This is a genomic window from Pseudomonas sp. KBS0710 (genome assembly GCF_005938045.2).
Taxonomy (GTDB): Bacteria; Pseudomonadota; Gammaproteobacteria; order Pseudomonadales; family Pseudomonadaceae; genus Aquipseudomonas.
On the sequence record NZ_VCCF02000001.1, the window covers coordinates 4,912,863 to 4,937,980 of the forward strand.

General features: G+C 58.6%; 24 protein-coding genes, 5 tRNA genes and 1 pseudogene. 11 read left to right on the forward strand and 19 right to left on the reverse strand.

Translation table 11 applies throughout. The annotated features are described in order from the left end of the window. Positions 1-8 precede the first annotated feature (8 nt). Positions 9-1,004 carry a catabolite repressor/activator gene (gene cra / locus FFI16_RS22480; protein ID WP_138816876.1) on the forward strand — a complete coding sequence of 332 codons (996 nt, stop codon included), beginning with the start codon at positions 9-11 and terminating at the stop codon, positions 1,002-1,004. Positions 1,005-1,006: 2 nt separating this feature from the next. Further along, the gene (locus FFI16_RS22485) at positions 1,007-1,783 is read left to right on the forward strand and encodes a TatD family hydrolase (protein ID WP_138816877.1); all 777 of its coding nucleotides are present in this window, start codon (positions 1,007-1,009) and stop codon (positions 1,781-1,783) included. On the opposite strand, the gene FFI16_RS22490 is transcribed toward FFI16_RS22485, so the two are convergent. From FFI16_RS22490 to FFI16_RS22510, 6 genes and pseudogenes are all read right to left on the reverse strand, one after another. Next, a complete protein-coding gene (locus FFI16_RS22490) occupies positions 1,730-2,158 on the reverse strand; it encodes a hypothetical protein (RefSeq protein ID WP_138816878.1) in 429 nt (142 codons plus the stop codon). The two genes, FFI16_RS22485 and FFI16_RS22490, sit on opposite strands and share 54 nt — an antisense overlap. 126 nt (positions 2,159-2,284) lie before the next feature. Next, on the reverse strand, positions 2,285-2,998 hold the full coding sequence (locus tag FFI16_RS30945) for a methyl-accepting chemotaxis protein (RefSeq protein WP_371923632.1): 714 nt from the start codon (positions 2,996-2,998) through the stop codon (positions 2,285-2,287). Between the two features lie 144 nt (positions 2,999-3,142). Then, positions 3,143-4,282: pseudogene (locus FFI16_RS30950) on the reverse strand (HAMP domain-containing protein); the annotation flags it as partial. Between the two features lie 307 nt (positions 4,283-4,589). After that, positions 4,590-5,426, reverse strand: a complete 837-nt coding sequence (gene ampE / locus FFI16_RS22500; RefSeq protein ID WP_138816880.1) for a regulatory signaling modulator protein AmpE — start codon at positions 5,424-5,426, stop codon at positions 4,590-4,592. Next, complete coding sequence (ampD, locus tag FFI16_RS22505; protein WP_138816881.1) at positions 5,423-5,986, reverse strand: 1,6-anhydro-N-acetylmuramyl-L-alanine amidase AmpD; 564 nt, start codon at positions 5,984-5,986, stop codon at positions 5,423-5,425. The genes ampE and ampD overlap by 4 nt, the downstream gene beginning before the upstream one ends. Positions 5,987-6,047: 61 nt before the next feature. After that, complete coding sequence (locus tag FFI16_RS22510; protein WP_138816882.1) at positions 6,048-8,204, reverse strand: DUF1631 domain-containing protein; 2,157 nt, start codon at positions 8,202-8,204, stop codon at positions 6,048-6,050. Positions 8,205-8,447: 243 nt separating this feature from the next. On the opposite strand from FFI16_RS22510, the gene nadC reads away from it, so the two are divergent. Further along, entirely contained in the window at positions 8,448-9,296 is an 849-nt protein-coding gene (gene nadC / locus FFI16_RS22515) for a carboxylating nicotinate-nucleotide diphosphorylase (protein WP_138816883.1), read from the forward strand. Positions 9,297-9,350: 54 nt separating this feature from the next. Here the strand turns inward: nadC and FFI16_RS22520 are convergent, their stop codons facing one another. The 3 genes from FFI16_RS22520 to FFI16_RS22530 all read right to left on the reverse strand — a co-directional run bounded on the left by FFI16_RS22520 (position 9,351) and on the right by FFI16_RS22530 (position 10,373). Then, the gene (locus tag FFI16_RS22520; RefSeq protein ID WP_138816884.1) at positions 9,351-9,656 is read right to left on the reverse strand and encodes a DUF6388 family protein; all 306 of its coding nucleotides are present in this window, start codon (positions 9,654-9,656) and stop codon (positions 9,351-9,353) included. A 166-nt stretch (positions 9,657-9,822) separates the two neighbouring features. Continuing rightward, positions 9,823-9,895: transfer RNA gene (locus FFI16_RS22525), tRNA-Thr, on the reverse strand. Between the two features lie 64 nt (positions 9,896-9,959). Continuing rightward, positions 9,960-10,373, reverse strand: coding sequence for a pilin (locus FFI16_RS22530; RefSeq protein ID WP_138817447.1), 414 nt, complete (start codon positions 10,371-10,373; stop codon positions 9,960-9,962). A gap of 202 nt (positions 10,374-10,575) precedes the next feature. On the opposite strand from FFI16_RS22530, the gene FFI16_RS22535 reads away from it, so the two are divergent. The 4 genes from FFI16_RS22535 to yacG are packed head-to-tail and all read left to right on the forward strand — an operon-like array spanning position 10,576 to position 13,464. Continuing rightward, on the forward strand, positions 10,576-11,784 hold the full coding sequence (locus tag FFI16_RS22535; protein ID WP_138816885.1) for a type II secretion system F family protein: 1,209 nt from the start codon (positions 10,576-10,578) through the stop codon (positions 11,782-11,784). Beyond that, positions 11,781-12,647 (forward strand): A24 family peptidase, encoded by an 867-nt coding sequence (locus tag FFI16_RS22540; RefSeq protein ID WP_138816886.1) that lies wholly within the window; start codon positions 11,781-11,783, stop codon positions 12,645-12,647. Before FFI16_RS22535 ends, FFI16_RS22540 begins: the two co-directional genes overlap by 4 nt. Further along, on the forward strand, positions 12,644-13,267 hold the full coding sequence (coaE, locus tag FFI16_RS22545; RefSeq protein WP_017134508.1) for a dephospho-CoA kinase: 624 nt from the start codon (positions 12,644-12,646) through the stop codon (positions 13,265-13,267). The genes FFI16_RS22540 and coaE overlap by 4 nt, the downstream gene beginning before the upstream one ends. Continuing rightward, positions 13,264-13,464 (forward strand): DNA gyrase inhibitor YacG, encoded by a 201-nt coding sequence (gene yacG, locus FFI16_RS22550; protein WP_138816887.1) that lies wholly within the window; start codon positions 13,264-13,266, stop codon positions 13,462-13,464. Before coaE ends, yacG begins: the two co-directional genes overlap by 4 nt. On the opposite strand, the gene FFI16_RS22555 is transcribed toward yacG, so the two are convergent. Next, positions 13,461-13,676 carry a hypothetical protein gene (locus FFI16_RS22555; RefSeq protein ID WP_003171680.1) on the reverse strand — a complete coding sequence of 72 codons (216 nt, stop codon included), beginning with the start codon at positions 13,674-13,676 and terminating at the stop codon, positions 13,461-13,463. The genes yacG and FFI16_RS22555 overlap by 4 nt on opposite strands. Positions 13,677-13,749: 73 nt before the next feature. Further along, positions 13,750-14,439 carry an energy-coupling factor ABC transporter permease gene (locus FFI16_RS22560; protein ID WP_138816888.1) on the reverse strand — a complete coding sequence of 230 codons (690 nt, stop codon included), beginning with the start codon at positions 14,437-14,439 and terminating at the stop codon, positions 13,750-13,752. A gap of 295 nt (positions 14,440-14,734) precedes the next feature. Here FFI16_RS22560 and FFI16_RS22565 point away from each other — a divergent pair, with 295 nt between their 5' ends. Next, on the forward strand, positions 14,735-15,754 hold the full coding sequence (locus FFI16_RS22565) for a fatty acid desaturase (protein WP_138816889.1): 1,020 nt from the start codon (positions 14,735-14,737) through the stop codon (positions 15,752-15,754). A gap of 12 nt (positions 15,755-15,766) precedes the next feature. On the opposite strand, the gene FFI16_RS22570 is transcribed toward FFI16_RS22565, so the two are convergent. The 3 genes from FFI16_RS22570 to FFI16_RS22580 all read right to left on the reverse strand — a co-directional run bounded on the left by FFI16_RS22570 (position 15,767) and on the right by FFI16_RS22580 (position 19,025). Next, positions 15,767-16,657, reverse strand: a complete 891-nt coding sequence (locus FFI16_RS22570; protein ID WP_138816890.1) for a DMT family transporter — start codon at positions 16,655-16,657, stop codon at positions 15,767-15,769. 16 nt (positions 16,658-16,673) lie between these two features. Further along, a complete protein-coding gene (locus FFI16_RS22575) occupies positions 16,674-17,786 on the reverse strand; it encodes an ornithine cyclodeaminase family protein (protein ID WP_138816891.1) in 1,113 nt (370 codons plus the stop codon). A 324-nt stretch (positions 17,787-18,110) separates the two neighbouring features. Continuing rightward, on the reverse strand, positions 18,111-19,025 hold the full coding sequence (locus FFI16_RS22580; RefSeq protein ID WP_138816892.1) for a LysR substrate-binding domain-containing protein: 915 nt from the start codon (positions 19,023-19,025) through the stop codon (positions 18,111-18,113). Positions 19,026-19,333: 308 nt separating this feature from the next. Here FFI16_RS22580 and FFI16_RS22585 point away from each other — a divergent pair, with 308 nt between their 5' ends. From FFI16_RS22585 to FFI16_RS22595, 3 genes are all read left to right on the forward strand, one after another. Beyond that, positions 19,334-19,963: a DUF1780 domain-containing protein gene (locus tag FFI16_RS22585; protein ID WP_053254334.1), complete on the forward strand. Its 630-nt coding sequence runs from the start codon at positions 19,334-19,336 to the stop codon at positions 19,961-19,963. A gap of 89 nt (positions 19,964-20,052) precedes the next feature. Then, on the forward strand, positions 20,053-20,226 hold the full coding sequence (locus FFI16_RS22590) for a DUF3094 family protein (protein ID WP_017134503.1): 174 nt from the start codon (positions 20,053-20,055) through the stop codon (positions 20,224-20,226). Between the two features lie 60 nt (positions 20,227-20,286). After that, a complete protein-coding gene (locus tag FFI16_RS22595; protein ID WP_138816893.1) occupies positions 20,287-21,585 on the forward strand; it encodes an NAD(P)/FAD-dependent oxidoreductase in 1,299 nt (432 codons plus the stop codon). A gap of 192 nt (positions 21,586-21,777) precedes the next feature. On the opposite strand, the gene FFI16_RS22600 is transcribed toward FFI16_RS22595, so the two are convergent. The 5 genes from FFI16_RS22600 to clpB form a co-directional block, all read right to left on the reverse strand. After that, a tRNA-Pro gene (locus FFI16_RS22600) sits at positions 21,778-21,854 on the reverse strand. Positions 21,855-21,948: 94 nt separating this feature from the next. Then, a tRNA-Lys gene (locus tag FFI16_RS22605) sits at positions 21,949-22,024 on the reverse strand. A gap of 5 nt (positions 22,025-22,029) precedes the next feature. Further along, positions 22,030-22,106, reverse strand: a tRNA-Pro gene (locus FFI16_RS22610). 10 nt (positions 22,107-22,116) lie between these two features. Beyond that, a tRNA-Asn gene (locus tag FFI16_RS22615) sits at positions 22,117-22,192 on the reverse strand. A 303-nt stretch (positions 22,193-22,495) separates the two neighbouring features. Further along, positions 22,496-25,060 carry an ATP-dependent chaperone ClpB gene (gene clpB, locus FFI16_RS22620; RefSeq protein WP_138816894.1) on the reverse strand — a complete coding sequence of 855 codons (2,565 nt, stop codon included), beginning with the start codon at positions 25,058-25,060 and terminating at the stop codon, positions 22,496-22,498. Positions 25,061-25,118 lie beyond the last annotated feature (58 nt).

A 25,118-nucleotide genomic window follows, 5' to 3' on the forward strand; every position in this document is an offset into this window, starting at 1 on the left:
ATCCCGGTTTGAAACTCAGTGATATCGCCCGTCTGGCCGGTGTGTCCGTCACCACCGCCAGCTATGTCATCAACGGCAAGGCCGAACAGCAACGCATCAGCAACGCCACCGTCGAGCGGGTGCGTGCTGTGGTCGAAGCCCATGGCTTTACGCCCAACCCTCAGGCCGCCGGGCTGCGCAGTCGGCACACGCGCACCTTGGGCTTTATCTTGCCCGACCTGGAAAACCCCAGTTACGCGCGCATTGCCAAATTGTTGGAACAAGGTGCGCGGGCGCGCGGCTACCAACTGCTGATCGCCAGCTCCGATGACGAAGCCGACAGCGAACGCCAACTGTTGCAACTGTTCCGCGCGCGGCGCTGCGATGCGCTGTTCGTGGCCAGTTGCTTGCCGGCCAGCGATGACAGTTACCGGGAGCTGCAAGCCAAGGGCCTGCCGGTGATCGCCATCGACCGGGTGATGGAACCCGGTCAGTTCTGCTCGGTGGTCAGCGACGACCGCCAGGCCTGCCAGCAACTCACCAGCAGCCTGCTGCAGCCGCAGCCCAAGCAGATCGCGCTGATCGGTGCGCACCCGGAACTGAGCATCAGCCAGGAACGCGCCGCCGGTTTCCGTGAAGCCTTGCGCGACTTCAAGGGCGAGGTGCTGATCGAACAGGGTGAAGCCTTCAGCCGTGACTGTGGCCGCCAGTTGATGGAAGAACTCCTGCAACGCCTGGGGCATTTGCCTGACGCGCTGGTGACTACTTCCTACGTGCTGCTGCAAGGTGTGTTCGATGCGTTGCACGACTTCCCGCTCAAATCCCGGCCATTGCGCTTGGGCACGTTCGGCGACACCCAACTGCTCGACTTCCTGCCCTTGCCGGTCAACGCCATGGCCCAGCAACATCAATTGATCGCCGACACCGCCCTGCGCCTGGCCCTGGCCGCCATCGAACAAGAACAGTATGAGCCCGGCGTGCATGCCATCGGCCGGACCTTCAAGCAGCGCATTCACGAGGCTTGAGCGTGGAGCTGATCGACACCCACACCCACCTGGACTTCCCGGATTTCGACATGGATCGCCGGGAAGTCCTCGCCCACAGCCGCCAACTCGGCGTGCAGCGCATGGTAGTGCTGGGTGTGTATCAGCAGAACTGGCAACGGCTGTGGGATCTGGTACAGGAAGATGACGGTTTATTCGCCGCCTTCGGCCTGCACCCGGTGTATCTGGAGGACCATCGCCCCGCCGATCTGATCGAGTTGGGCGATTGGCTGACCCGTCTACAGGGCCATCGGCAATTGTGCGCCGTCGGTGAGATCGGCCTGGATTACTTCCTCGAACAGCTGGACCGCGAACGTCAGCAAAGCCTGTTTGAAGCGCAGCTGAAACTGGCGGTGGAGTTCCAGCTCCCAGCCCTGCTGCACGTGCGCCGCAGCCACGCGGCAGTGATCGCCACGCTCAAGCGTATCCGCCTGCCGCGCGGCGGCATCATTCATGCGTTTGCCGGCAGCGTTGAGGAAGCCCGCGAATACATCAAGCTCGGTTTCAAACTGGGCCTGGGCGGCGCGGCCACCTGGCCCCAGGCGCTGCGCATGCACAGGGTGCTGACCCAACTGCCGCTTGAGGCGCTGGTGCTGGAAACCGATTCGCCAGACATGGCGCCCGCCATGTACCCCGGCCAGCGCAACAGCCCGCAACACCTTCCGGACATCTGTAACGCCCTGGCCGAACGCATGGGCATCAGCCCTTCAGTGCTGGCCGAAACGAGCACACGCAATGCGTGCGAGCTCTTCAACTGGTAGCACGTTGACTGCTTGCAGTTCCAAGGTCAGCCGCTGCCGGTGGCGCACAAAACGCAGCATCAGAAAGTGGATCAGCACCACCAGCAATGAGACGTTGAGTTGCCCGATCATGCTGATCAGGCCCAGCCACTCGGCCACCATCGCCACGATCAGCACCACGCTGGTCAATACCATCAAGCTTGGGTGCACCATGGCCCAGTGATCCAGGGATTTGAACTGGCGCAGTTGTCTGGGGCAGTTCAATTCCAGGACCCACTGACAATACGGGCAATCAAACGGCTCATGGATAGCAATGGCGTTCAATTGCCAGGGCTTGAGTTCGAAGGTGATGTCGCAATGGGCGCAGTGCCCTTTGATGCCGATAACCGCCGTCATCGCGTTGCCTCCCGAGACCCCTGAGTGGGTGAAACAAATTCTCACCCAACCACAGCCTCAAAACAGGCACAGCAAAAAATCAGGACCGGCACCACAAACCATCAAGCCTATTCCTACGCGTAGGTCTTACACGCGAAACGCCCCAATCAAGTGCTTCAGCTCAATGACCTGCAACGACAACTGCCGGCTGGCGGCTTCGGTCTGCTGCGCACCCTGGGCCGCATGTTCGCCGGCTCGATTGATTTCGACGATGTTCTGGTCGATATCGTGAGCGACGGCGGTTTGCTGCTCTACGGCGGCGGCGATCTGCTGGTTCTGGTCGACGATCATGCCCACGGCGCCGAGGATATTTTCCAGGGCCTGCTGGACCTTTTCCGACTGGGCCACGGTGCCATTGGCCATGGTATGGCTGGTGCCCATGGCCTTCACCGCCGCGCCCACTCCGCTGTGCAAACGGCTGATCATCTGTTCGATTTCTTCGGTGGAATGCTGGGTACGTCGGGCCAGGGTGCGCACCTCATCGGCCACCACCGCAAAACCACGCCCTTGCTCACCGGCACGCGCCGCCTCGATTGCCGCATTGAGCGCCAGCAGGTTGGTTTGTTCGGCGATGCTTTTGATCACTTCCAGCACGCTGCTGATGGACTGGCTGTCGGTGGCCAGTTGATTGATCACCCGTACCGATTCATCAATCTCCGACGCCAGGCGCGCAATGCTGCCCTGCTGGGATTGCACCAGGCCACGCCCGGTAACGGTTTCGTCGTTGACACTATGGGCGCTGCTGACCGCCGCTGCCGCGCTGCGTGCCACTTCCTGGGCCGTGGAAGACATCTGGTTCATTGCCGTGGCTACCTGTTCGATCTGGCTGCGCTGGCCGGACACCGCCTGATTGCTTTGTGAAGAGACGGCCTGCACCTGGCCGGCTTGCAGCTCGACCTGGCTGACGGTATGCCCAACACGCTCGATCAGGTCGTGGATCTTGGCCACCGTGCCATTGAACACTTGGCCCAGGTCGCCCAGTTCATCGCGACTTTGGGCCACAAACGTGACGGTCATGTCGCCGGCCGCCACCTTGTCCATCATCGCCCCCAGGCGACGCAAGGTGGTGCGGGTGGAGGCATAGAAGCCGGCATACAAATAGAAGATCAGCAGGAACACCGCCACCAGGGCGCATACCAGTACCACCATATGCGTGCGGTTTTGCGCCAGGCGCTGCTGCAGTTGCTGCTCAAGGAAGGTCAGCGTGGCTTCATTGAGCTGGTAGGTCTGGGCCATCAACTGGCTGACATCATCGTAGAACCCCTGCCATGGGGCGTCGAGGGTTTGCGCCATGACGACCTGCTCTTCAAACAACTCGCTACCTTGCTTGAGGCTGGCGCCGCTGGCCTGGGCCTGGCTGTCGAGCGCCGTGTGCGCGGCAGTGCTGGCGCCCAGTGCATCCTGCAACTTCAAGGCGTATTCAGCCTGGAGTTTTTCCAACTGTTGCAACAGCTCATCAAAGCGCGTGCTGGAGGATGAGTTGAGAAAGCCTTGGCCCAAGGAGTACGCGCCCATGGCCCGCCCCTCGCCCAGGGTTTGAGTGACTTGCGCGGTGACGCTGGTGAGCAGCTCACTGAGCTGACGCAAATCAGTCTGAGGGTCACGGCTCAAGCCGGACTGGCTGGCGATGATCTGGCTCAACATTTGCGCCTTGTTGAGGAGTTTGCCGATCAGTGCGCTTTTGCTCAGCAGCGAGGTTTCCTGCTGCTGGGCCTTGAATGCGCTGATCAACTCGTCGCGCTTGCCCTCGAAGGCGCTGGCTTGCTCGGGGTCGGCGGTCATGGCGTTGAGGCTTTGCAAGCGGCTCAACACACTCTGCTCCAGAGCGCTGATCTTGCCTTCAAGATCCCCCGCCTTGCCTGATTGCCCCAGCACCGCGTTGATTTGCACCTGATTGTTCAGGGTTTCCAGATCGCGCCGCAGCGCCAGGCTGCTGCCGAGCAAGTCGAGGCTTTGCAGTTCAATGCGGGTACCCTGGAATTGCGCCCAGGAATCGCGCACCAGAAAGTAGTTGGTCGCCAGCATCGGCAGCAGGAACAGCACGCTGATCAGGCTGAATTTCATGCCGAAACTCAGGCGGTTCATCAGGGCGACAGCGGGATAGAGCAAGCGCTTCACAGGTGATCTCCCTTTCTTATTTTTATTGAGGCGCAGGGCGGCGGCAGAAAGCCACTATTTGGCGCTCTGACTGTATAGCTCAATTTGAAAGGGAGTTTTGTAACGTAAGGTTAACAGCTGGGAAATTCACCGCAGACCCAATGTGGGAGCTGGTTTGTGTGGGAGCCGGGCTTGCCCGCGATGCAGGCAGCTCGGTTCTCAGTCATACCGAGGTGATGCCATCGCAGCAGTGCGACGATTCGACAAGCCAGCTCCCACAGGTTGGCGGTTCGGGCTAAGGCAACACCGTCCAGATCGCGAACCCGGCATACCACAGCACCGCGGCTCGCAGCAGCAGTTCCCACAGCCGATCCAAACTGTTGATGCCATCGGCCCCCACCACCGGCGGTGGAATCTCAGCCGCCACCAGGCCGACTTTTTCCATCAGTTGGGCGGCGCTGATGTCCCAGCTCAACAGCTCATGCAGCATCACACGGCTGACTGCGACAAAGTTACCCACCAGGGCAAAGCTGGCCGCCAGCAGGCGCACCGGCAGCCAATCAAAGGCGTGACGCAATTGCCCGGCGCGTTCGGCGACCAGCGGGTTCTGGCTGTTCTCGCTGGCCAATGCCAACAGGCGATAAGCCAGGGCCGCAACCGGGCCCAGCAGGAAATACCAGAAAATCACCGCAAAAAAGCTTTGGTAGGCCTGCCACAGCAAATGGCCTTGAACCCGCTCCAGCAGTTGCTCGCCACTGTCGGCGGCCACCTTCAGGTCACGCTCGGCCACGTGCTCGGCAGCTTGCAGGTCACCGCGCCGCCAGGCGTCGCGAAACGGCCCAAGCTCGCCCAGCAAGTCGCCGCGCCCCAGGCTGTAGATCACCACCAGCAAATGCACCGGCAGTGCCAACAGGCCATAAGCCACGGGTTCCAGCACCAACAGCAACAACCCCAGCAAGGCCACCGGCAACAACACCAGCAGTACCAGGATCAGCCAAGGCTGCTTGCCCAGGCGTGGGCTCGACTCCAGCTTGGCCAGCTCGCGCAGCCATCCGCCATCACGTTGCAACCGCCGACGCAGGGCCGAAAACTTCTCGATCCACACCGCCAGCACCAACACCAGGAAACTCATCGTGCGTGTCCTCCATCCTGCAGGGCGCTGCGAAAGCGCGTCCAATCAAAAGCCGGGCCCGGGTCAGTCTTGCGCGCCGGGGCGATATCACTGTGGCCGCAAATACGCTGAGAGGTAATACCTGGGTAGGCCGCCAACAGTTGCCGGGTCAGGTCGATCAGCGCCCCATATTGGGCATCGGTAAACGGTAGCTCGTCTGTGCCTTCCAGCTCGATCCCAAGGGAAAAGTCATTGCACACTTCGCGCCCCTCGAAGCTGGACACTCCGGCATGCCAGGCACGGTCCAGACAGGAGACAAACTGTGTCACCGAGCCGTCGCGCTCAATCAGAAAATGCGCAGACACCCGTAGGCTGGCAATGCTTTCAAAGTAGGGATGTTCCGTGACATCCAGCCGATTCTGGAAAAACTCATGCACCTTGCCAGTGGCAAACTGCCCAGGTGGCAGGCTGATGTTATGCACCACCAACAGTGAGATCTCGCCGGCGGGGCGCTCGTTGAAGTTGGGCGACGGGCAATGACGGATGCCCTGGCACCAACCGCTGGTGGGGTCCAACTGCATACGGGTTCCTTGAATAAGACGAGGTGTTACCAGTATGCCGCGTTCAGCCCTGAGGTTGCGATCACTTGCCGCGATTGAGTTGGCGCAGCGTGCCAATCACCGACGTCAGCGCGCGGTCGAACAGCAGCCCCTCATCGAGGCTGCGCAGCGCGCCCTGCTTGAGGGCCAAGGCCAATTGGCCGGCACTTTTCTCCAGCGCTTTGAGCCCCGTGCGGCTGACAAAAATATAGCGGTTGGCCGGCGCCATGATGGCCTTCAGCTTGCAACGCAGCCGGCTGCCGTCGTCTTGCTGGAACTCAAACCAGTTGCCAATACGCAACTGCTGGGCCTTGAGCAATTCCGGATCATCACTGGGCAGTCTCGGGATGGCGTCAGGCACGTCGCTACTGAGTGAAAACGGCTCACGCACCTCGATCAGCGTGTCCAGGCCCTCGCCTTCGAACGACTGCAGGTGCATGGCCTGCAAACGCACAAAAAACTCGCGGGTGCTGAAAGGGTCGAACGCTGCGCTGGTCAACCCATCACGCAAGGCTTTGAGCAGGCCGGGCAGTTGTTCGAGCAAGTGCCGGCCGGCCTCGGTGTCTTTTTGCAGGCTGACGCTCCAGATCAATTCGTCCAGGGTGCACACGGCCGCCTGCCACTGCACTGACTGCTCACCCTGCTTCAGGCTGGCCAGCAACAGCACCTGGCTCCAGGCCTGCTGAACAAACTGCACCACGGTCTGCGGCAACACGCGGCCCACCAGGCGTCGATTGAGCACCTCGGCCACCCGCTGACGCGCCGCGTCTGTGCGCACCCGGCCTTCTTCGGCCTCGCAGGTGTGTTGTTCGAGCAATTCGCTGCGCTGGCGCTCGTCGGCGGTGAAGGCGCTGAACTGCGCCAGCACCTGGGGGAAAATCGCCAGGTCTTCGACGAACTCATTCAACAGCCGTTGCACCACCTGCTCAGTGCGCAGGTACAGGCTGTCACGCTGATAGTCATCGCGCGGGCTCCATGTCAGGGCGGCGCTGGCGATTTCATTGAGCAGACGTCGCGCCGGGTGGCTGGCGCGGCTGAAAAAACTCTTGTCCAGCACCGCCACTTTCAACAGCGGAATCTGCAAGCGTGCGATCAAGGCCTTGAATACGTCAGGCACGCTGTGATCCGTAAGAATGAACTCGAACAACAGGGCGACCAGGTTGATCACATCCTCATCGGCATCTTCCACCACACGGGATTTGCCGCTCTTGACGCTCACGCGGGTCAACAATTGCTCAAGCTGGTTACGCAGGTCGAAGTCGTCTTCGGCCTCGGGCTCCGGCACGTATTGCTGCAGGTGGGAGAGCAGGCGCAGCAAATCGCGGGTGGCGATGGGCAGGGGTTCGGCGCAGGCCTCCAGCGTGGGCGCGACGCTGCCACGCACGGCAGCGAGCAACTTCTGCAACGCGGCGAAGGCTTGCTGGCCGTTTTCATCCAAGGGCTGATCCACGGCCTGCACACTGCCCTCGCGCTGTTGCTCGCGAGCCTCACGTCCACCTGGGCGGCGTGACGGCACGGCCTTGAGCTGCGGCAAAACGCCCGTAGCGACCAACAGTTGGTTGGCCTCGGCGTACAGTTGGTCGGCGTCACTGAGCACATACTTCTCGAACAGCTTGAGCATGATCAGCTTGACGCGAATTTCCACCCCCAGGCTGCGCCCCGCGCGCAGGAAGAATTCGCACAGCAGTGCCGGGCCCAGTGGATTATCGCGCTCATCCAGGGGGTTGCCGAGCAACGCACCCAGGCGCGCGGTCAATTGCCCCAGCGCCAGGCCATCGCGATGTCGAACGCGGCCGAGCATGGCTTCCAGCGCGACGGCTTTTTCCAGCGCATCTCTGGACGTGCCCGGCGCCGCCTCATAGGACACCACCGGCACCAGCTGCAATTCACCGCGTTCGGCCTGGCCCAGGTCGACAAACGCGGCGAACAATTGCTCCATGAACACGCGCTCGAAATTCTTGCGCTTGAGGCGCAGGTCACGCATGGCCTCAAAGAAAATATGATGATCAACGTTGCTGCGGGCCTTGTCGGCCATTTCGAACAGGGTGTCGTCTGCGTTATCGAACAGCTCCTGCAAACCTTGTTGCAACTGCTGCGCAGCCTTGTCGCGAACTTGCAGCAACACCACCGGCAGGCGCGCGAGCGGCGATGGCGTGGCCTGTGCCCGATTGATGGGCACCACCTTTCCGTCAATGTGCATCCTGGCCTCCTGAAACGGCGGTGTTGAATTGGCGAAAAATCGGCGACAGGCCCTATCGGGCTGCAAACACCGGTCATCTCCAGGACGTCAAAGCTATGACGCCAATTGCAAGGCGCGAGATTATCTTGCAAATGGGGGTTGTTGCGCCAGCGAACTCTGCCAATGCGCTGTAAATGAGTGGCGAGTATGGGTTCAGCGGCGCGCTGCCCCTATAATCGAGGCACTTTGTTTGTGGAGCCTGTTATGCCGAATCTCCGTCTTGCCGACCTCACCGCCGAAATCGAAGCCAACGTGCGCCGCGCACTGCTGGAAGACATCGGCAGTGGCGACATCACTGCGCAACTGATCCCGGCCGAACGGCTGGCCAAGGCCACCATCATTACCCGCGATGCCGCCGTTATCGCTGGCACCGCCTGGGTGGACGCGGTGTTCCGCCAGCTCGATCCACGGGTTGCGGTGCATTGGCAGGTGGCCGACGGTGAGCGTGTGAGCCCCAATCAAGTGCTGTTCCACCTGGAAGGCCCGGCACGCTCACTGCTGAGCGGCGAACGCTGTGCGCTGAATTTTCTGCAGATGTTGTCGGGCGTCGCCACGCGCGCGCAGTCCCTGGCGGACTTTGTCGCCAGCACCCAGGTCAAGCTGCTGGACACCCGCAAAACCCTGCCGGGCCTGCGCCTGGCGCAGAAGTACGCAGTGACGTGCGGCGGTTGTCACAACCATCGCATTGGTTTGTATGACGCGTTCCTGATCAAGGAAAACCATATCGCCGCCTGTGGCGGGATTGCCGAAGCGATTACCGCCGCCCACAAGATTGCACCGGGCAAGCCGGTGGAAATCGAAGTGGAAAGCCTGGAAGAACTGCGCGAAGCACTGGCGGCGGGCGCCGATATCATCATGCTCGACGAGTTGAGCCTGGATGACATGCGCGAGGCCGTGCGCCTGAATGCCGGCAAGGCCAAGCTGGAAGCGAGCGGCGGGATCAATGAAACCACCCTGCTGCCTATCGCGCAGACCGGGGTGGATTACATCTCCATCGGTGCGATGACCAAGGATGTGAAGGCGGTGGATTTGTCGATGCGCCTGAGCCTCTGAGCAAGCAACATCCTGGGAAAAGGAGCGAGCTTGCTCGCTCCTTCAATTTCGCGCTCAGATCGCGAGATTATTCATCCCGCAATACTCGTTCCAGTCAACGCCCAGCACCTCGGCGGCCTCCTTGTGCAAGGCCAGGCGCGCCGCTTCAAACTCTTGCGGCGTCGAGGTGTACTTAAGGCTCAGTTCCCACGGCTGCAGGCCCTGGGCATCAGCCTCATCCTCGAATGCCCACTGGATCTGGTCCTTTTGATCATCGGCGCTCAGGTCCTTGATCTCGTCCAGCAATTCCGGCGAATCCGCGACGTATTTTTTGAGGGCTGCTTCGTGCCGCTGTTCCTGGGTCATTTCTTGTGTGGTCATGTTGTTCTCTTAGATCATGGAATGGGGATGCATCTGGGTCATCAAGGTTGCGCAGATACAAAAGAGTGGGCATGAATGCCGCCTCGTCTGGCCTTCAGAACCATTCTGGGATCATCTGAAAACGTTGCCTTTGAAACAGTGTCGCCGTTGAAACAGTGTTGCCTTGTGCCCGAGACAGGAGTCGAACCTGCGACCTTCGCGTTACGAGTGCGCTGCTCTACCAACTGAGCTACACGGGCGGTGGGCTAAAGCTAGCACCGCATTGGGCAGGCAGCAACAAACTCGCTGACCGCCCGGCAGGCATTACGCCCCGTCAGCGCCGCAACCCTTGGCGACGTACTGCGCCTCGGCGGTGGTGGCACACGCCCAACCCTTTGTGGCGCTGCGCGTCAGGGTGATGGTCTTGCCCAGTACCGGCGCAGGCGCATCGAGGATTTCGCAGGTGATGGAACCGGCGCCCGTGGCCACATCGCCGGCTAAGCTAATCGCGCAGTTGGCAGTCGGGCTGGTGCCACCGATCAACGCCAGGGTCGGCACGGTGCCTTGGTTAAGGGTGTCTTCAAAACCAGCCTTCAACGCTGCAATTTCAGCCAGCCCCGCTGTGAACTTGGCCTTGGCCTGGTGCTTGGTGTACATGGGCAGGCCGATGGTGGCCAAAATGCCGATGATTGCCACGACGATCAACAACTCGATCAAGGTAAAGCCTTTCTGACGCATCACATTCACTCTCCAGAATAAAAACCTTATCAAGGCGCGTCCTGCGCCCCGCAGTGTGCAGCGGCGCCAGTGTACTCATCCGTGAGCGGCCAATTGTGGGTAAGACGCACATTCTGACATTTTATCGTGCGCCAACGAGCGGTCCGAATCCGTCATCTGACTAAGCTATAAATCTACGACGACCTGTGTGCGGACCTGTGCCATGAATGACGCTTCAACGATCTACGCCTGGGAAGGCACCAACCGCAAAGGCCGCCGGGTGTGCGGGCAAACCACCGGCCATAACCTGGCAATGATCAAGGCACAGCTGCGCCAGCAGGGGATTTGCCCCGGTCGCGTGCGCAAAAAGGCTTCGCACCGGCCATATTTTGCCGCGCCGATAAAACCCGCCGACATCGCGCTGTTTACGCGCCAATTGGCCACCCTGTTAAAGGCAGGCATTGCGCTGCTACAGGCGTTCGACATCATCTGCGAGGGTTTCGAAAACCGGCAGATGCGCGCACTGATAAAAGGCCTGAAGCAGGAAATTGCCGCTGGAAACAGCCTGGCAGCAGCGCTGCGCAAACAACCGCGTCACTTTGATGACTTGTATTGCAACCTGATTGCCGCAGGCGAACAGGCCGGCGCCCTGGAAACATTGCTCGAGCGGGTGGCGATTCACCTGGAGAAAAGCCAGCAGCTCAAGGCGCGAATCAAAAAAGCCATGACCTACCCTATCGCCGTGATCGTGGTCGCCTGCGGGGTCAGTGCGGTTTTGCTTATCCACGTGGTGCCGCAGTTCCAGAACCTCTTCGCCGGGGTAAACGGCCAACTGCCAGGCTTTACCTTGCTAGTGATTGCGCTGTCCAACTTCCTGCAGCACGCCTGGTGGATGCTTGCCTTGGGGCTGGGTATGGCAATAGCCGCGCTGCGCCATGCCTATCGGTCTTACCCGGGGTTTCGTGACGGGCTGGATGCAGGTTTGTTGAGCGCGCCCCTGGCGGGCACACTGCTGAGGCGCTCAGCCATCGCCCGCTACGCCCGTACACTTTCGACCACCTTTGCCGCAGGCGTGCCATTGGTGCAGGCGCTGGACTCCGTGGCAGGCGCGGCAGGCAATGGATTGTTCAGAAAGGCGATCGAACATATGCGACACGATGTAGCCACAGGTGCGCCGTTGAACCAGTCCATGGCCCGCAGCGGGTTGTTCCCCGGCATGGCCATCCAGATGACAGCCATCGGTGAAGAGTCGGGCACCCTGGACCGCATGCTGGAAAAAGTCGCCAACCACTATGAAGCCGATGTGGAGAACCTGGTCGATAACCTCACCAGCCTGATGGAGCCACTGATCATGGTGGTGTTGGGGGGCATTGTCGGCGCACTGGTGATTGCGATGTACCTGCCGGTGTTCCAGTTGGGGTCGGCGTTTTGAGCCTGCTGCTGAGTGAACAACCCTGGGTCTTTGTCGGGATGGCATTGGTGCTCGGCCTGATCGTCGGCAGCTTTCTCAACGTGCTGGCATGGCGCCTGCCGAAGATGCTCATGCGCGAATGGCGCGCCCAGGCCCAGGAAATACTCGGTCTGCCAGCTGATCCTGTCGGCCCGGCCTACAACCTGATGCAGCCCAACTCGTGCTGTCCGCATTGCAGCCAGCCGATTCGCCCCTGGGAAAATATCCCGGTACTCAGCTACCTGGCACTCAAGGGGCGCTGCGCCCATTGCCGCGAGCCTATCAGCGCCCGCTACCCCTTTACCGAACTGGCCTGTGCGCTGCTCTCGGCCACTGTCGCCTGGCATTTCGGCTTCGGCTGGCAAGCTGGCGCAGTGATGCTGTTGAGTTGGGGCCTGCTGGCGATGAGCCTGATCGACGTCGATCATCAACTGCTGCCGGATGTGCTGGTGTTGCCGCTGCTGTGGCTGGGGCTGATCATCAATAGCGGCGACTTGTTGGTGACGCTGCCCGATGCGCTGTGGGGGGCGGTCATAGGCTATATCAGCCTGTGGAGCGTGTTCTGGGTGTTCAAAGTGATCACCGGCAAGGACGGCATGGGTTATGGCGACTTCAAGCTACTGGCCCTGCTCGGTGCCTGGGGCGGTTGGCAGATCCTGCCGATGACGCTGCTGATAGCGTCGCTGCTGGGCGTGTTCGCGGGCCTTGTCCTGATGCGTTTGCGCAAGTCCCAGGCATCGGTGCCGATGCCATTTGGCCCGTGCCTGGCAATTGCCGGCTGGATTGCATTGCTCTGGGGTGGTCAAATAACCGACTTCTATTTGCAGTCTGTCGGTTTCAGATGACCACTTGTGTCGCAACACCCTGGATTCTAGGCCTCACCGGCGGCATTGGCAGCGGCAAAAGCGCGGCCGCCCAGCACTTTATCGACCTGGGCATTGACCTGGTCGATGCCGACCATGCCGCACGTTGGGTGGTCGAACCCGGCCGGCCGGCACTTGCACGCATTGCCGAGCATTTTGGTGCTGGCGTGTTACAGGCGGACGGCCAGTTGGACCGCGCGGCCCTGCGCAAGCTGATCTTTGAAGTCCCCGAAGAACGTCGCTGGCTGGAAGCCTTGCTGCACCCGTTGATTGGCGAGGAAATTCGCAGCCATCTGGCGCGCGCCCAATCGCCTTACGCGATCCTGGTGTCGCCGCTGCTGATCGAATCCGGCCAGTACAGCATGACCCAGCGCATCCTGGTGATCGACGTGCCGCAATCGCTGCAGATTCAGCGTACCCTGCAGCGCGACGGCATCAGCGAACAACAGGTGCAGGCGATCCTCAAGGCTCAGTCCAGCCGTGAAGACCGCCTGAACCATGCCGATGACGTGCTGGTCAACGACAAGGACCTCGCCTGGCTGCACAGCGAGGTCGAGCGACTGCACCACTTTTACCTTACTTTGCGTGGAGGCCGATCATGAGCCAACCCTTGACCGTCGACTGCCCAACCTGCGGCGCACCCGTAGAATGGAAAACAGACAACCTCAACCGGCCGTTCTGCTCGGACCGTTGCAAACTCATCGACCTCGGCGCCTGGGCCGCGGAAGAACACAAGATTCCGGTGAGCCCCGATGCCGAGGACGAGCTGTTCTCTGAAGACCTGCCGCCGCGCCACTAAGGCCGCATAAAGGCGTATTCCTGCTGGTCGTCGAGGTTCTCTGCAAGGTATTGCAGCTCGTCGGCCAGGTCTTCAAAACTGCGCACACCCTTGCTCTGCTGCACTACCGCACTGAGCATGGCGCGCAGGGTAAGGCCTGGGTCAAAGCCGATTTCCTGTGCCGCGTCCTGGCTTCTGCGCAACTCTTGCCGCGCCCATTCGTACACACTCATAGTCCGTGCCCGCCCTGCTCAGTAAAATTTCGCATAGCATGGGCCTGCGCGGCCGCCTGGGATTTGATCTGGATCAACGCCGCGAATCGTCATCCTTCCACGGCGCCGACAGGTAGCGCGTACGGTTGAAGGTCTCCAGCCATTCCGGGCAGAACACCACCAGCGCGCTAATGACCATGCCGTTGATAAACGCCTCGGGGAAGATGATCAGCCACAGGTAACCGACGAAATCTTCCAGCCACTCGGGCATGGCAAAACGGCCGTCAAACCACAGCAGGCCCAGCGCCGCCAGCAGGCACAGCAGGGCCGACAGCGCCGCGGCGAAAAAACCGGAACAGAAGATATACACAAAGGGGTTCCGCGGTTGCGCCCGCTCCACCAGCAGCGCGCAGGTCTCGGTGACCAGCACTGGCAAGCCGATCAGCAGCAAACCATTGACCCCGACCGCCGCCAGGTCCTGGCGCCCCAGCAGCACCAAGCCCAATTGCGCGGCTAACCCACCGACGATAGCCAGGGGCCAATCCAGCAGCAGGGTCACGGCGGTCATGCCGATAAAGTGGTAAGACACACCCGTGTCGAAATCCCGCCGTACCAGCCAGAGCATAAACAGCGCAAACACGGTGCCGAACAGCAAATGCTGGCGCCGCCGGTCGGCAAACAACTCGACCCACGGCGCGCGCAGGATCGCCCACATGACCAACGGTGCGTACAACAGCCAGCCGATGATGAGCGTTTCCGGCGCTAGCACTGTGGCACTGATCACGGCTTCAGCAGCCTGAAAGTTTTGGTGCCGCTCATGGGCACGACGGTATTGATATCGAGCATAACCAAGCCTCACTCCCGGAATCCCTATAAGGCGACAGTCTACATCGCCACACCTTCCGCCGCGCAGGGCTCCGCTGCCAACCGACTAAGCGAATAGAGAACAGCACGTCGAGGGTAACAGCCAATAGAGAAACTAATACTGGCTATAGCATTACTGCATTGCAGTCGTTGCCGCCTTCAAATAAAACCTTGGGGCTGTTTAAACCAAACTAAGGAGCAGGAAAACAAGTTTCTTGTTAGTACTGGGCGCATTGATGACAAATACAACTTCTTACTCGCTGACGACCAAGCAAAATGTTTCTGCCGCTGATAGGGGCGCACCAAAACTGGACACTGACCTCAAAAAACAACTGATGAAAAGGACGCCCGTACGCACAGCGATAATTTATGCCAACGCCGTTTTAATCATCTCACTCGGGATGACAGCGCTGCTACTCGACGACAGCGGGACTATTGACTTGTCGTGGTACGTAAAGGGCCTGACCGTCATCATGCTCGGATTAATCTATGCTCACTTCACAGAGCTTCAACATGAACTCTTGCATGGGCACGCCTTTAAATCTCAACGACTTAATCGAATACTGGGATTCTTTTGCGGCTTATTCATGCTCAATTCCTTTTCGCACTATAAATACCATCATCTCCGCCATCATCGACACCTTGGCACGGCACTTAACAGTGAGTTTTTCAATTACCCGGAAAAAGGTATAAACAGCCCAGTTAAACTATTAAGCGCCGCCCTCAATCCCGGCAGATTTATTCGCGTGGGCGCCCTCATGATCAAGAGTCTGCTGGGAACTACGCTGAAAGACATACACGATAACAAGGCGCGCACACACGCCAGGCAGGAATATTGCCTTTACTTTGTTATTCTTTCAGCAGCCATCGCCTTTACGCTAGTGACCGGTTCAATGTTCTTTATAGTCGCCTGGTTCATCCCGATGGTGCTTATCGCTGAGCCGGCTCACTACCTGATAGAACTGCCAGAACATTTCGGCCTGGATGCCTACAGCGAACCGAATTTCAACAGGAACACGAGAAGCATTGAAGCCTCATGGGTTGCGCGCTGGTATACGAATGGAAACAACCTGCACACTGCCCACCATAGCCTGGCCAGTGTGCCGATGGGTCATTGCCAAGTCTTGCATGATTGCTCCCGCTCGCACATGGAAGTCATCGAAAAGGACTACTGGACCTTTTATCGAAAGGTTATGTCGGGTGAGCTCAAGCCGTTCAATCGAAAAAGTGAGTGATGCCTGCCCACGTCATTTCCGAAATCCGAAGACATAAATCATTCCACCGCTGGCCAGTATCACGCCAGCCACCTCAATCGGGCTGGGGACCTCCGACAGGACGAGGATACCCAGCACACTGGCAATGCAAGGAACCAGGCCACCAAAGATCGAACCACGCGTTGCGCCCAGTATCGTTACCGCCTTCGTGTAGAACAACAAACCCAGAATGGCGGCAAACACGCCCTGAAACAGCGATTGAAATACGATTTCGGACAGAGGAGCGGCCAGAATACCCGGGGTTCCCCAAACGAAATACAGCGGCAGGTAAAGCAGCATGGAAACCACGGATACCAGCGCCGTAGCCTGGAAGGCGTCTACATCCCATGCGCGCGAGGCCAGGGTATAAACACCCCACAATGCGCCAGCGCCAATGAACAACAGGTCTCCCTGCCAGACTTGCCCGCCACTGTCCGTCAGGCTTCGCCACCCCGAGAGAGTGGCCCCTGCCAACACCACCACAACGCCAATCAGCACTGCCTTTTGCGGCCGGTCACGCAGCAAGAACCATCCCCCAACTGTGGAAACCGCAATCATCGCGCTGGGGATAAGCACACCGGCATGACCCGCCGGGGCATAGGCCAATCCGATGATGCCCAACAGTACGTGGGGAATGCCCTGGCCCAGTGTCAGAACCAGGGTTTTTGGCAAGCCCAGCGTTCCCGTTCCTTTTTTTAAAACGAACGGAAGCAAGATCAACCCGGCCACCATGAAGCGCAGCGCTGCGATGTCATAAGGCGACAGGGTTTTTTGTACGCCGAAACGCGAAAGCACAGGCCATGCGCCCCATATCAGCGCAGAGAGAAGCCCGAAGAACACGGCAACGGAAAGTGCTTTTCTGTCGATTAAAGGTACGCTGGTCATGGCCTGTCCTTTTCACTCATGCTGACTTTATGGGGCGGTCTTGAACGGTGTTTTCAACAACATGAAGGCGATGCGTGAAGTTGGAGAACAGATAAGGGTTCATCGGGTCATCACACCCCGCCTCAATCAGGATGCGCTGCCCCAGACCCAGTTTCTCCGCCTGCTCAATCAAGACCTCGGTCATGATCTGGTCGGCCAGTGAAACACCGGTGCTGTCGAAAATAGTCAGCTTGCTCTGATATTCAATATAGTCCTGCGGCGCTTTGACGATTTTGTGCAACTCAGGGCCAATACAACCGTGCTCGTCTTCACTCAATTGCTGGCATTCACCCTCGTTCAACGCTTGTTCCAGATAATCCGGAACCAGGAACGAACTTTTGAGTAACTGTGTTGATAATTCATATTTACGTGGCGTATCAGCGCCCACCGCATTGATATGCACGTGGGGTTTCATCCCACCGGCGTGAAGCACCGGGCCTGCATCAAGACCAATGGAGGTTGCTACGCAAATGATATCGGACTCGGCCAGCACCCTCTCCTTGGAAGCAATGGTTGGCGTAATGCCCAAGGCGGCGACTCGCTTGGCGAACGTTCTTTCCACCGCTGGATCGATGTCGTGGACCAACACCGTGTCAAAGTCAAAGATTCGACTGAGGGCATGGGCCTGGGTGACGGCCATTGCACCGGCGCCAATCAGCCCAAGGGTTTTGCTGCCAGGATGAGCCAGCAATTTCGACGCGACCGCCGAAGAGGCGCCTGTGCGTACGGCGGTTGCAAATACACCATCGACCACAGCAATAAGGTGGCCGTCCCTGACGTCGTAGAGGGAGTTAGTCGCCATGACCGTCGGCATACCCCGATTAAACGGATTGCCAGGATGGTAGCCAACGACTTTGAGTGCGACGTTCTTATCGCGTCGGTAAGCCGGCATGAACTCAATTAACCCCATTTCCGGCGTTTCATAGACAAAGCCGGTGCGGGGCTGGATTTCAACCTCACCGTTACCGAACACAGCCAATGCATCACGCAACTTTACGATCGTTTCATCCATTAAAGTGTCGAGACCGACTGCTGCAGCAATTTCACCGATATTTTCCTCAGAGAGGATAATGGTTGCTCGTTGTGCCACGGTGTCACTCCTTTACTTTCGCTGGGTCATTGAAGTCGGGTTATAAGGGCTACGTGGTAGTTGCGCTGCGTACCAGAGAAACAGCGTAATGCCTCGCGCCGGAACTAAAATAGTCCAGCTCAGGCATCGCGCAATTACTTGAAAACGATGAGGAGGGTAAGTCGTTGACTTATCGTATCTTCCTGGTATTCCACAGGCAGATCTTAAAAATACGAGACTCTTGGGACAGAGTCGATGGAGTATTTCTTCAGCGGGTATTAGTTTTTCTAAACCCCTCAGCCTGAAAGCGCCTGCGTTAAAAGAGTCGGCGCGCCTGAGTTGACGTTATACGCTGCTTAACGAACAGGCCAGCGAATCCACTAACCAGTCTTCGAATTTCTGCAAAGCCTGTGTCTTCTGAGAGTACTCAGGTTTGAACAACGTGTAGCAGTTGTCGCCTGAAAAACTCGAATCCAAGACCTTTTCCAACTGGCCACTGCGCAACTCATGATCGACCAAAATTGACTCTATCAACGCCAAGCCCTGACCATGAATAGCGGCAGTCAACGCCATATGGCCTTCAGTAAAAACAACACTTGCCTTGCTCGGACTGAGGAGCAAACCCAGTTCACTGAATACTCCCTGCCAGCTTTTATGCAGTTTTCGGTGACTTTCGGTTTTCGACTCATAACTGATCAACTTATGCCCGTAAAGGTCGGCACTCGCATTGATCGCAGGCGCATTTCGAATATAGGCGGGGCTGGCAACTATGATGATATCTGAACAGCCCAGCACCTTACTATTTAACGACAGATCCTCGCCTTTGCCGAAGCGGATTGACGCATCAATGCCATCATTTCGAAAACTTCTTACCTCACAGGACGCATCAATAATGATATTGAGGTCCGTGTGCGTTTCATAAAACTTATTCAGGTTGGGAATAAGCCACTTTACTGCGAACGAAGGCGGCGCAGAGATCGACAGCGTGGTTCTTTGGGTACCGATGATTTCCTCTGCTACAGCGGCCAGCTCGCCCAATGCTTTCTGGGCTACGCCCGCCAGGCGCTGACCGGCTTTGGTCAGCGTCAGCCCTTTGGCGTCTCTGATGAACAGCGGGCAGTTCACATAGTTTTCCAGGTTCTTGATTTGCTGGCTGGTTGCCCCTTGTGTCACGCATAACTCGGCGGCGGCCTTAGTTACACTCAGGTGCCTGGAGACGGCTTCGAACGCTTTTACAGCATTGAGGGGCGGTGTTTTCATGGCTCGCTTCTTTATCTATCCATAGAAAAATTCACTGCTTGGACTCTACTCCATGCAACTTATATTTCCTAGGCATGTTCCTGCGCACTTATGTGTACACCCGGCGCACCCTGGATGCCTATAACCAACGTAGACGTTCTAATAACTTTTAATATTTATCGGCCAACTTTCCGCACCATTAAGGCGCACTCAGGCTCCGTAATGGTGCTTATGCAACTAATCAAGTTATCACTACCGGGCAAGCCCTTCGCCCGGCGCAACCACAGCAGGACTTCCTACGGTCATCATTTGAACGCTAAGCTACGCCTATGGATGACTCAGATTATTTGCGCCTGCTCACCGTAGCAGCCGAACAAGCCAACGCTTTCCTGTCCAATGCCCGCAAATGGGAGCGTGAGCGTTGGGTCTGCCAGCGCCTGCTGCAAGGCTTGAACGTGCCCTACCGTGCCGAAGAGTTTCACCCCGCCGGGCAAGAGCCGCCGGACGTGTTGTTTCGTGACGCCAGTTTCGAAGTGTTTTTCGTGCTGGATGAAGGCCGGCGCCTGAACGACGAATGGCGCGATGAGTTGCTGCGCCGGCGCAGTGCGTTTTCCTTGAGCCAGTTGGTGCGGCGCGAAGCCAAGCCAAGGCGTATCCCAGCCCATGAGTTCTTGCTGCGCCTGGCGCCGACGTTGCGCAAAAAGGCGCATAACTACAAAGAACGCGGCATGGACCTGGGCGAGTTGGACCTGATTGCCTTCACCAGCCTCAAGCGTGAAGTGCTGGACCTCAACAGCCATTTCCCACCGCCTACCGAATACCTGCGCCAGGGCTGGCGCTCGCTGTCGCTGGTAGGCCCGACCTTTGCGCGCGTGCTCTTTGCCCACCCGGACGCACCGGACTTCTTGCGCAACAACCTGGGGCGCAGCATAGTATTCGACGTGGGCATCAGCCTGTGACGCGGGCACCGGCTACGCTTGTGGCGAGCCCGCCAACCTCCTGACTGTAACGTGGCGCCCTTTTGCAACGTCTACCTGACGAGGCCTTTATGACCAGCCGCCTGAACCCCGATGACCAACAGCATGTCGAAGAGTACCTGCAACTCTCCCAAAACCGAGTCGAGCGCAAGCCTTTCCGGCCGTGGCTGCTCCTGGGTGTGGTGCTGTTGGTGGTGATCGGGCTCGGCCTGCTGAGTCGCCTTTTGAGTTACCTGACGCTATGAGCTGCATCGCGCTCGCGAGGGTAACTGCTCCGATTTCTTTTAGCCTTGCGAGATATCCCCATGACCCATCGTATTATTATCGTCGGCGGCGGCGCCGGCGGCCTGGAGTTGGCTACCCGCCTGGGTAAGACTCTGGGCAAGCGCGGCACCGCCAGCATCACGCTGGTGGACGCCAACCTCACCCATATCTGGAAGCCGCTGCTGCACGAAGTGGCCGCCGGTTCGCTGAATTCTTCGGAAGACGAGCTCAATTATGTCGCCCAGGCCAAATGGAACCACTTCGAGTTCCAACTGGGGCGCATGAGCGGGCTTGACCGTGAACAGAAAAAAATCCAACTGGCCGCGACCCTCGATGAAGAAGGCCGTGAGCTGGTGCCCGCGCGCGTGCTGGGTTATGACAGCCTGGTGATTGCGGTCGGCAGCACCACCAACGATTTCGGCACCGAAGGCGCGGCGCAGCACTGCCTGTTCCTCGACACCCGTAAACAGGCCGAGCGCTTCCACCAACAGTTGCTCAACCACTACCTGCGTGCCCATGCGGGCCAGACTGATGTGGAAGAAAACATCAGCGTCGCCATCGTCGGCGCCGGTGCGACGGGCGTTGAGCTGGCCGCCGAGTTGCACAACGCCGCCCATGAGCTGGCGGCCTATGGCCTGGACCGCATCAAACCGGAAAACATGCACATCACCCTGATCGAAGCCGGCCCGAGGGTATTGCCCGCGTTGCCGGAGCGCATTGGCGGGCCTGTGCATAAAACCCTGGAGAAACTCGGCGTGACCGTGCTGACCAACTCGGCGGTCAGCGAAGTGACAGCCGACGCGCTGATCACCAGCAGCGGCCAAGTCATCCCTGCCAGCCTCAAGGTCTGGGCTGCCGGCATTCGTGCTCCGGGCTTCCTCAAGGACATCGACGGCCTGGAAACCAACCGCATCAACCAATTGCAGGTGCTGCCGACGCTGCAAACCACCCGCGACGAAAACATCTTCGCCTTTGGCGACTGCGCCGCCTGCCCGCAACCGGGCACCGACCGCAATGTGCCGCCACGCGCCCAGGCCGCTCACCAGCAGGCTTCACTGTTGGCCAAGTCGCTGAAACTGCGGATCGAAGGCAAGGACCTGCCATCCTACAAGTACACCGACTACGGCTCATTGATCTCGCTGTCGCGTTTTTCGGCGGTGGGTAACTTGATGGGCAACCTGACGGGCAGCGTGATGCTCGAAGGCTGGCTGGCGCGAATGTTCTATGTGTCGCTTTACCGCATGCACCAGATGGCGCTGTACGGGTTCTTCCGCACGGCAATGCTGATGCTGGGCAGCAAGATTGGGCGCGGGACTGAGCCGCGCCTTAAATTGCATTAACAACTCGGCCCTGAATGGGACCTTTTAAGTGTGGGAGCGGGCTTGCTCGCGAATGCGGTGGTTCAGTATTAGATGTATTGACTGACACACCGCTATCGCAGGCAAGCCAGCTCCCACGTTTTTTTGCGCAGTATTCAGGAATTTCGCGCACAAAAAAAATCCCCGTATCTTTCGATACGAGGATTTTTAATATGGTCGGGGTAAGGGGATTCGAACTCCTGACATCCTGCTCCCAAAGCAGGCGCGCTACCGGACTGCGCTATACCCCGGTAAAAAAAAGGCGACCTTTCAGTCGCCTTCTTCGATCAGTGCTTTTGGCCTCTGATCTTAAGATTCGATTCCAGTGTTAACTGGTCTCAAAAATGGTGGGTCGTGTGGGATTCGAACCTACGACCAATTGGTTAAAAGCCAACTGCTCTACCAACTGAGCTAACGACCCAAAAATGGTCGGGGTAAGGGGATTCGAACTCCTGACATCCTGCTCCCAAAGCAGGCGCGCTACCGGACTGCGCTATACCCCGGTTTTGAAATTGGCTCCGTGACCAGGACTCGAACCTGGGACCCAATGATTAACAGTCATTTGCTCTACCGACTGAGCTATCACGGAACTACATATTTCAAATTTACAACTTCTACTGCTTTACAACCTTCTCTTCGGCTTGTCCGTATCGCTACGTTCACGTCTCTGAGGCGCGCTATTCTACAATCTTAAAAACCCCTGTCAACCCTTTAAATTGCTTTTAAGACAATGATTTGCGCTTGTTTCTGATTTCTTCTTGGGGAGAAGAAACCCGTGGGCTGACGTTGCTGCGGGGCGCACTTTACAAGCCTTTGCCTTACAGTTCAACGCCCTATCGAAAAAAAAGGCCCCGCAATGCGGGGCCTCCTCTTATCGCCTTACAGGCCGGGCTTAGTGGAAGACGATTTGGTCGTTCTCCACCGTGGCCGCCACGCTGGTCCCCGGCATGAAGCTGCCCGACAGGATCAACTGCGCCAACGGGTTTTCGATCCAGCGCTGAATCGCACGTTTCAAAGGCCGTGCGCCATACACCGGGTCGTAACCCACCGCGATCAGCTTGTCCAACGCCTCGCTGCTCAGCTCCAGGTCAAGCTCACGCTCGGCCAGGCGGCTGCGCAGGCGGCCCAGCTGGATCTCGGTAATACCCGCGATCTGATCCCGCGCCAGTGGCTCGAAGATCACCACTTCGTCGACCCGGTTGATAAATTCCGGGCGGAAGTGCGAGGTCAGCGCATCCATCACCGCCGCGCGCTGGGCCTCACGATCACCGACCAGCTCCTGAATCTGCGCCGAGCCCAGGTTGGAGGTCATCACGATTACTGTGTTGCGGAAGTCCACCGTACGCCCGTGGCTGTCCGTCAAGCGGCCATCTTCCAGCACCTGCAGCAAGATGTTGAACACATCCGGGTGAGCCTTCTCGACCTCATCCAGCAGGATCACCGAGTAAGGCTTGCGCCGCACGGCTTCGGTCAGGTAACCGCCTTCTTCATAGCCCACATAGCCTGGTGGAGCACCGATCAAGCGCGCCACCGAGTGTTTCTCCATGAATTCGGACATATCGATCCGCACCATGGCCTCTTCAGTATCAAAGAGGAACTCGGCCAAGGCCTTGCACAGCTCGGTTTTACCCACGCCGGTTGGGCCGAGGAACATGAACGAGCCGCTCGGACGGTTCGGGTCGGACAAGCCGGCCCGCGAACGCCGTACCGCGTTGGACACTGCCACCACGGCCTCTTCCTGGCCAATGACGCGCTGGTGCAGCAGGCTTTCCATCTTCAGCAGCTTGTCGCGCTCGCCTTCAAGCATTTTCGACACGGGAATGCCGGTCCACTTGGAGACCACTTCGGCAATTTCTTCCTCGGTCACCTTGCTGCGCAGCAGCTGGTTCTCGGGCTTGCCGTGCTGGTCGACCATTTGCAGGCTGCGCTCCAGGTCCGGGATCACCCCGTACTGCAACTCGGCCATGCGGTTCAGGTCGCCTTTACGGCGTGCCGCTTCCAGCTCCTGGCGGGACTGCTCGATCTTTTGCTGGATCTGCGCAGAACCCTGCACTTCAGCTTTTTCCGAGGTCCAGATTTCTTCGAGGTCCGAATACTCGCGCTCCAGACGCAGGATTTCTTCCTGAAGTTTTTCCAGGCGTTTCTTCGCTGCGTCGTCTTCTTCTTTCTTAAGGGCCTGAGATTCAACTTTGAGTTGAATCAGGCGCCGATCCAGACGGTCAAGCACTTCCGGCTTGGAATCGATCTCCATGCGAATGCGGCTGGCCGCTTCGTCGATCAGGTCGATGGCCTTGTCCGGCAACTGACGGTCAGTGATATAGCGATGGCTCAGTTTGGCCGCCGCAATGATCGCGCCGTCCGTGATCGCCACCTTGTGGTGCACCTCATAACGCTCCTTGAGGCCACGCAGGATGGCGATGGTGTCTTCTTCGCTCGGTTCTTCCACCAATACTTTCTGGAAGCGCCGCTCGAGGGCTGCGTCCTTTTCAATGTACTGGCGATACTCGTTGAGCGTGGTCGCGCCAACGCAATGCAACTCACCCCGCGCCAAGGCGGGCTTGAGCATATTGCCGGCATCCATCGAACCTTCGCCTTTGCCGGCGCCAACCATGGTGTGCAGTTCATCGATAAACAGAATGATCTGCCCTTCCTGCTTCGACAGCTCATTAAGCAGCGACTTGAGGCGTTCTTCGAACTCGCCACGGAACTTGGCACCGGCGATCAGCGACCCCATGTCCAGGGACAACAGGCGCTTGCCTTTAAGGCCGTCCGGCACTTCACCATTAATGATGCGCTGGGCCAAGCCTTCGGCAATCGCGGTTTTACCCACGCCAGGTTCACCGATCAGCACCGGGTTGTTCTTGGTGCGGCGTTGCAACACCTGGATGGTGCGCCGAATTTCGTCATCACGACCGATCACCGGGTCCAGCTTGCCTTCTTCGGCGCGTTTGGTCAGATCGACGGTGTATTTGTCCAGAGCCTGTCGCGACTCCTCATGATTGGGGTCATTCACCGCCTCGCCGCCACGCAGGTTGTTGATGGCGTTTTCCAGGGCTTTTTTGCTCACGCCCTGGCCCAGCAACAATTTGCCAAGCTTGCTGTTGTCGTCCATCGCGGCGAGCAGCACCAGTTCGCTGGAGATGAACTGGTCACCTTTCTGCTGGGCCAGGCGATCGGCCTGGTTAAGCAGGCGCGCCAAGTCCTGCGACATGTTCACGTCGCCGGTAGGGTTTTGGATTTTCGGCAGCTGGTCGAGCTCTTTGCTCAACTCCTTGCGCAGGCTGTTGACGTCAAAGCCCACCTGCATCAGCAAGGGCTTGATAGAACCACCTTGCTGTTCGAGAAGCGCCTGCATCAAGTGCGCAGGCTCAATCGCCGGATGGTCGAGGCCGACCGCCAGGGATTGGGAGTCCGAGAGTGCCAACTGCAACTTGCTGGTTAAACGATCAATACGCATTAGTCACCTTCCTTTTGAGCAGGCCGGAGCTAGAAATACACATCCTGAATGAAGAAAC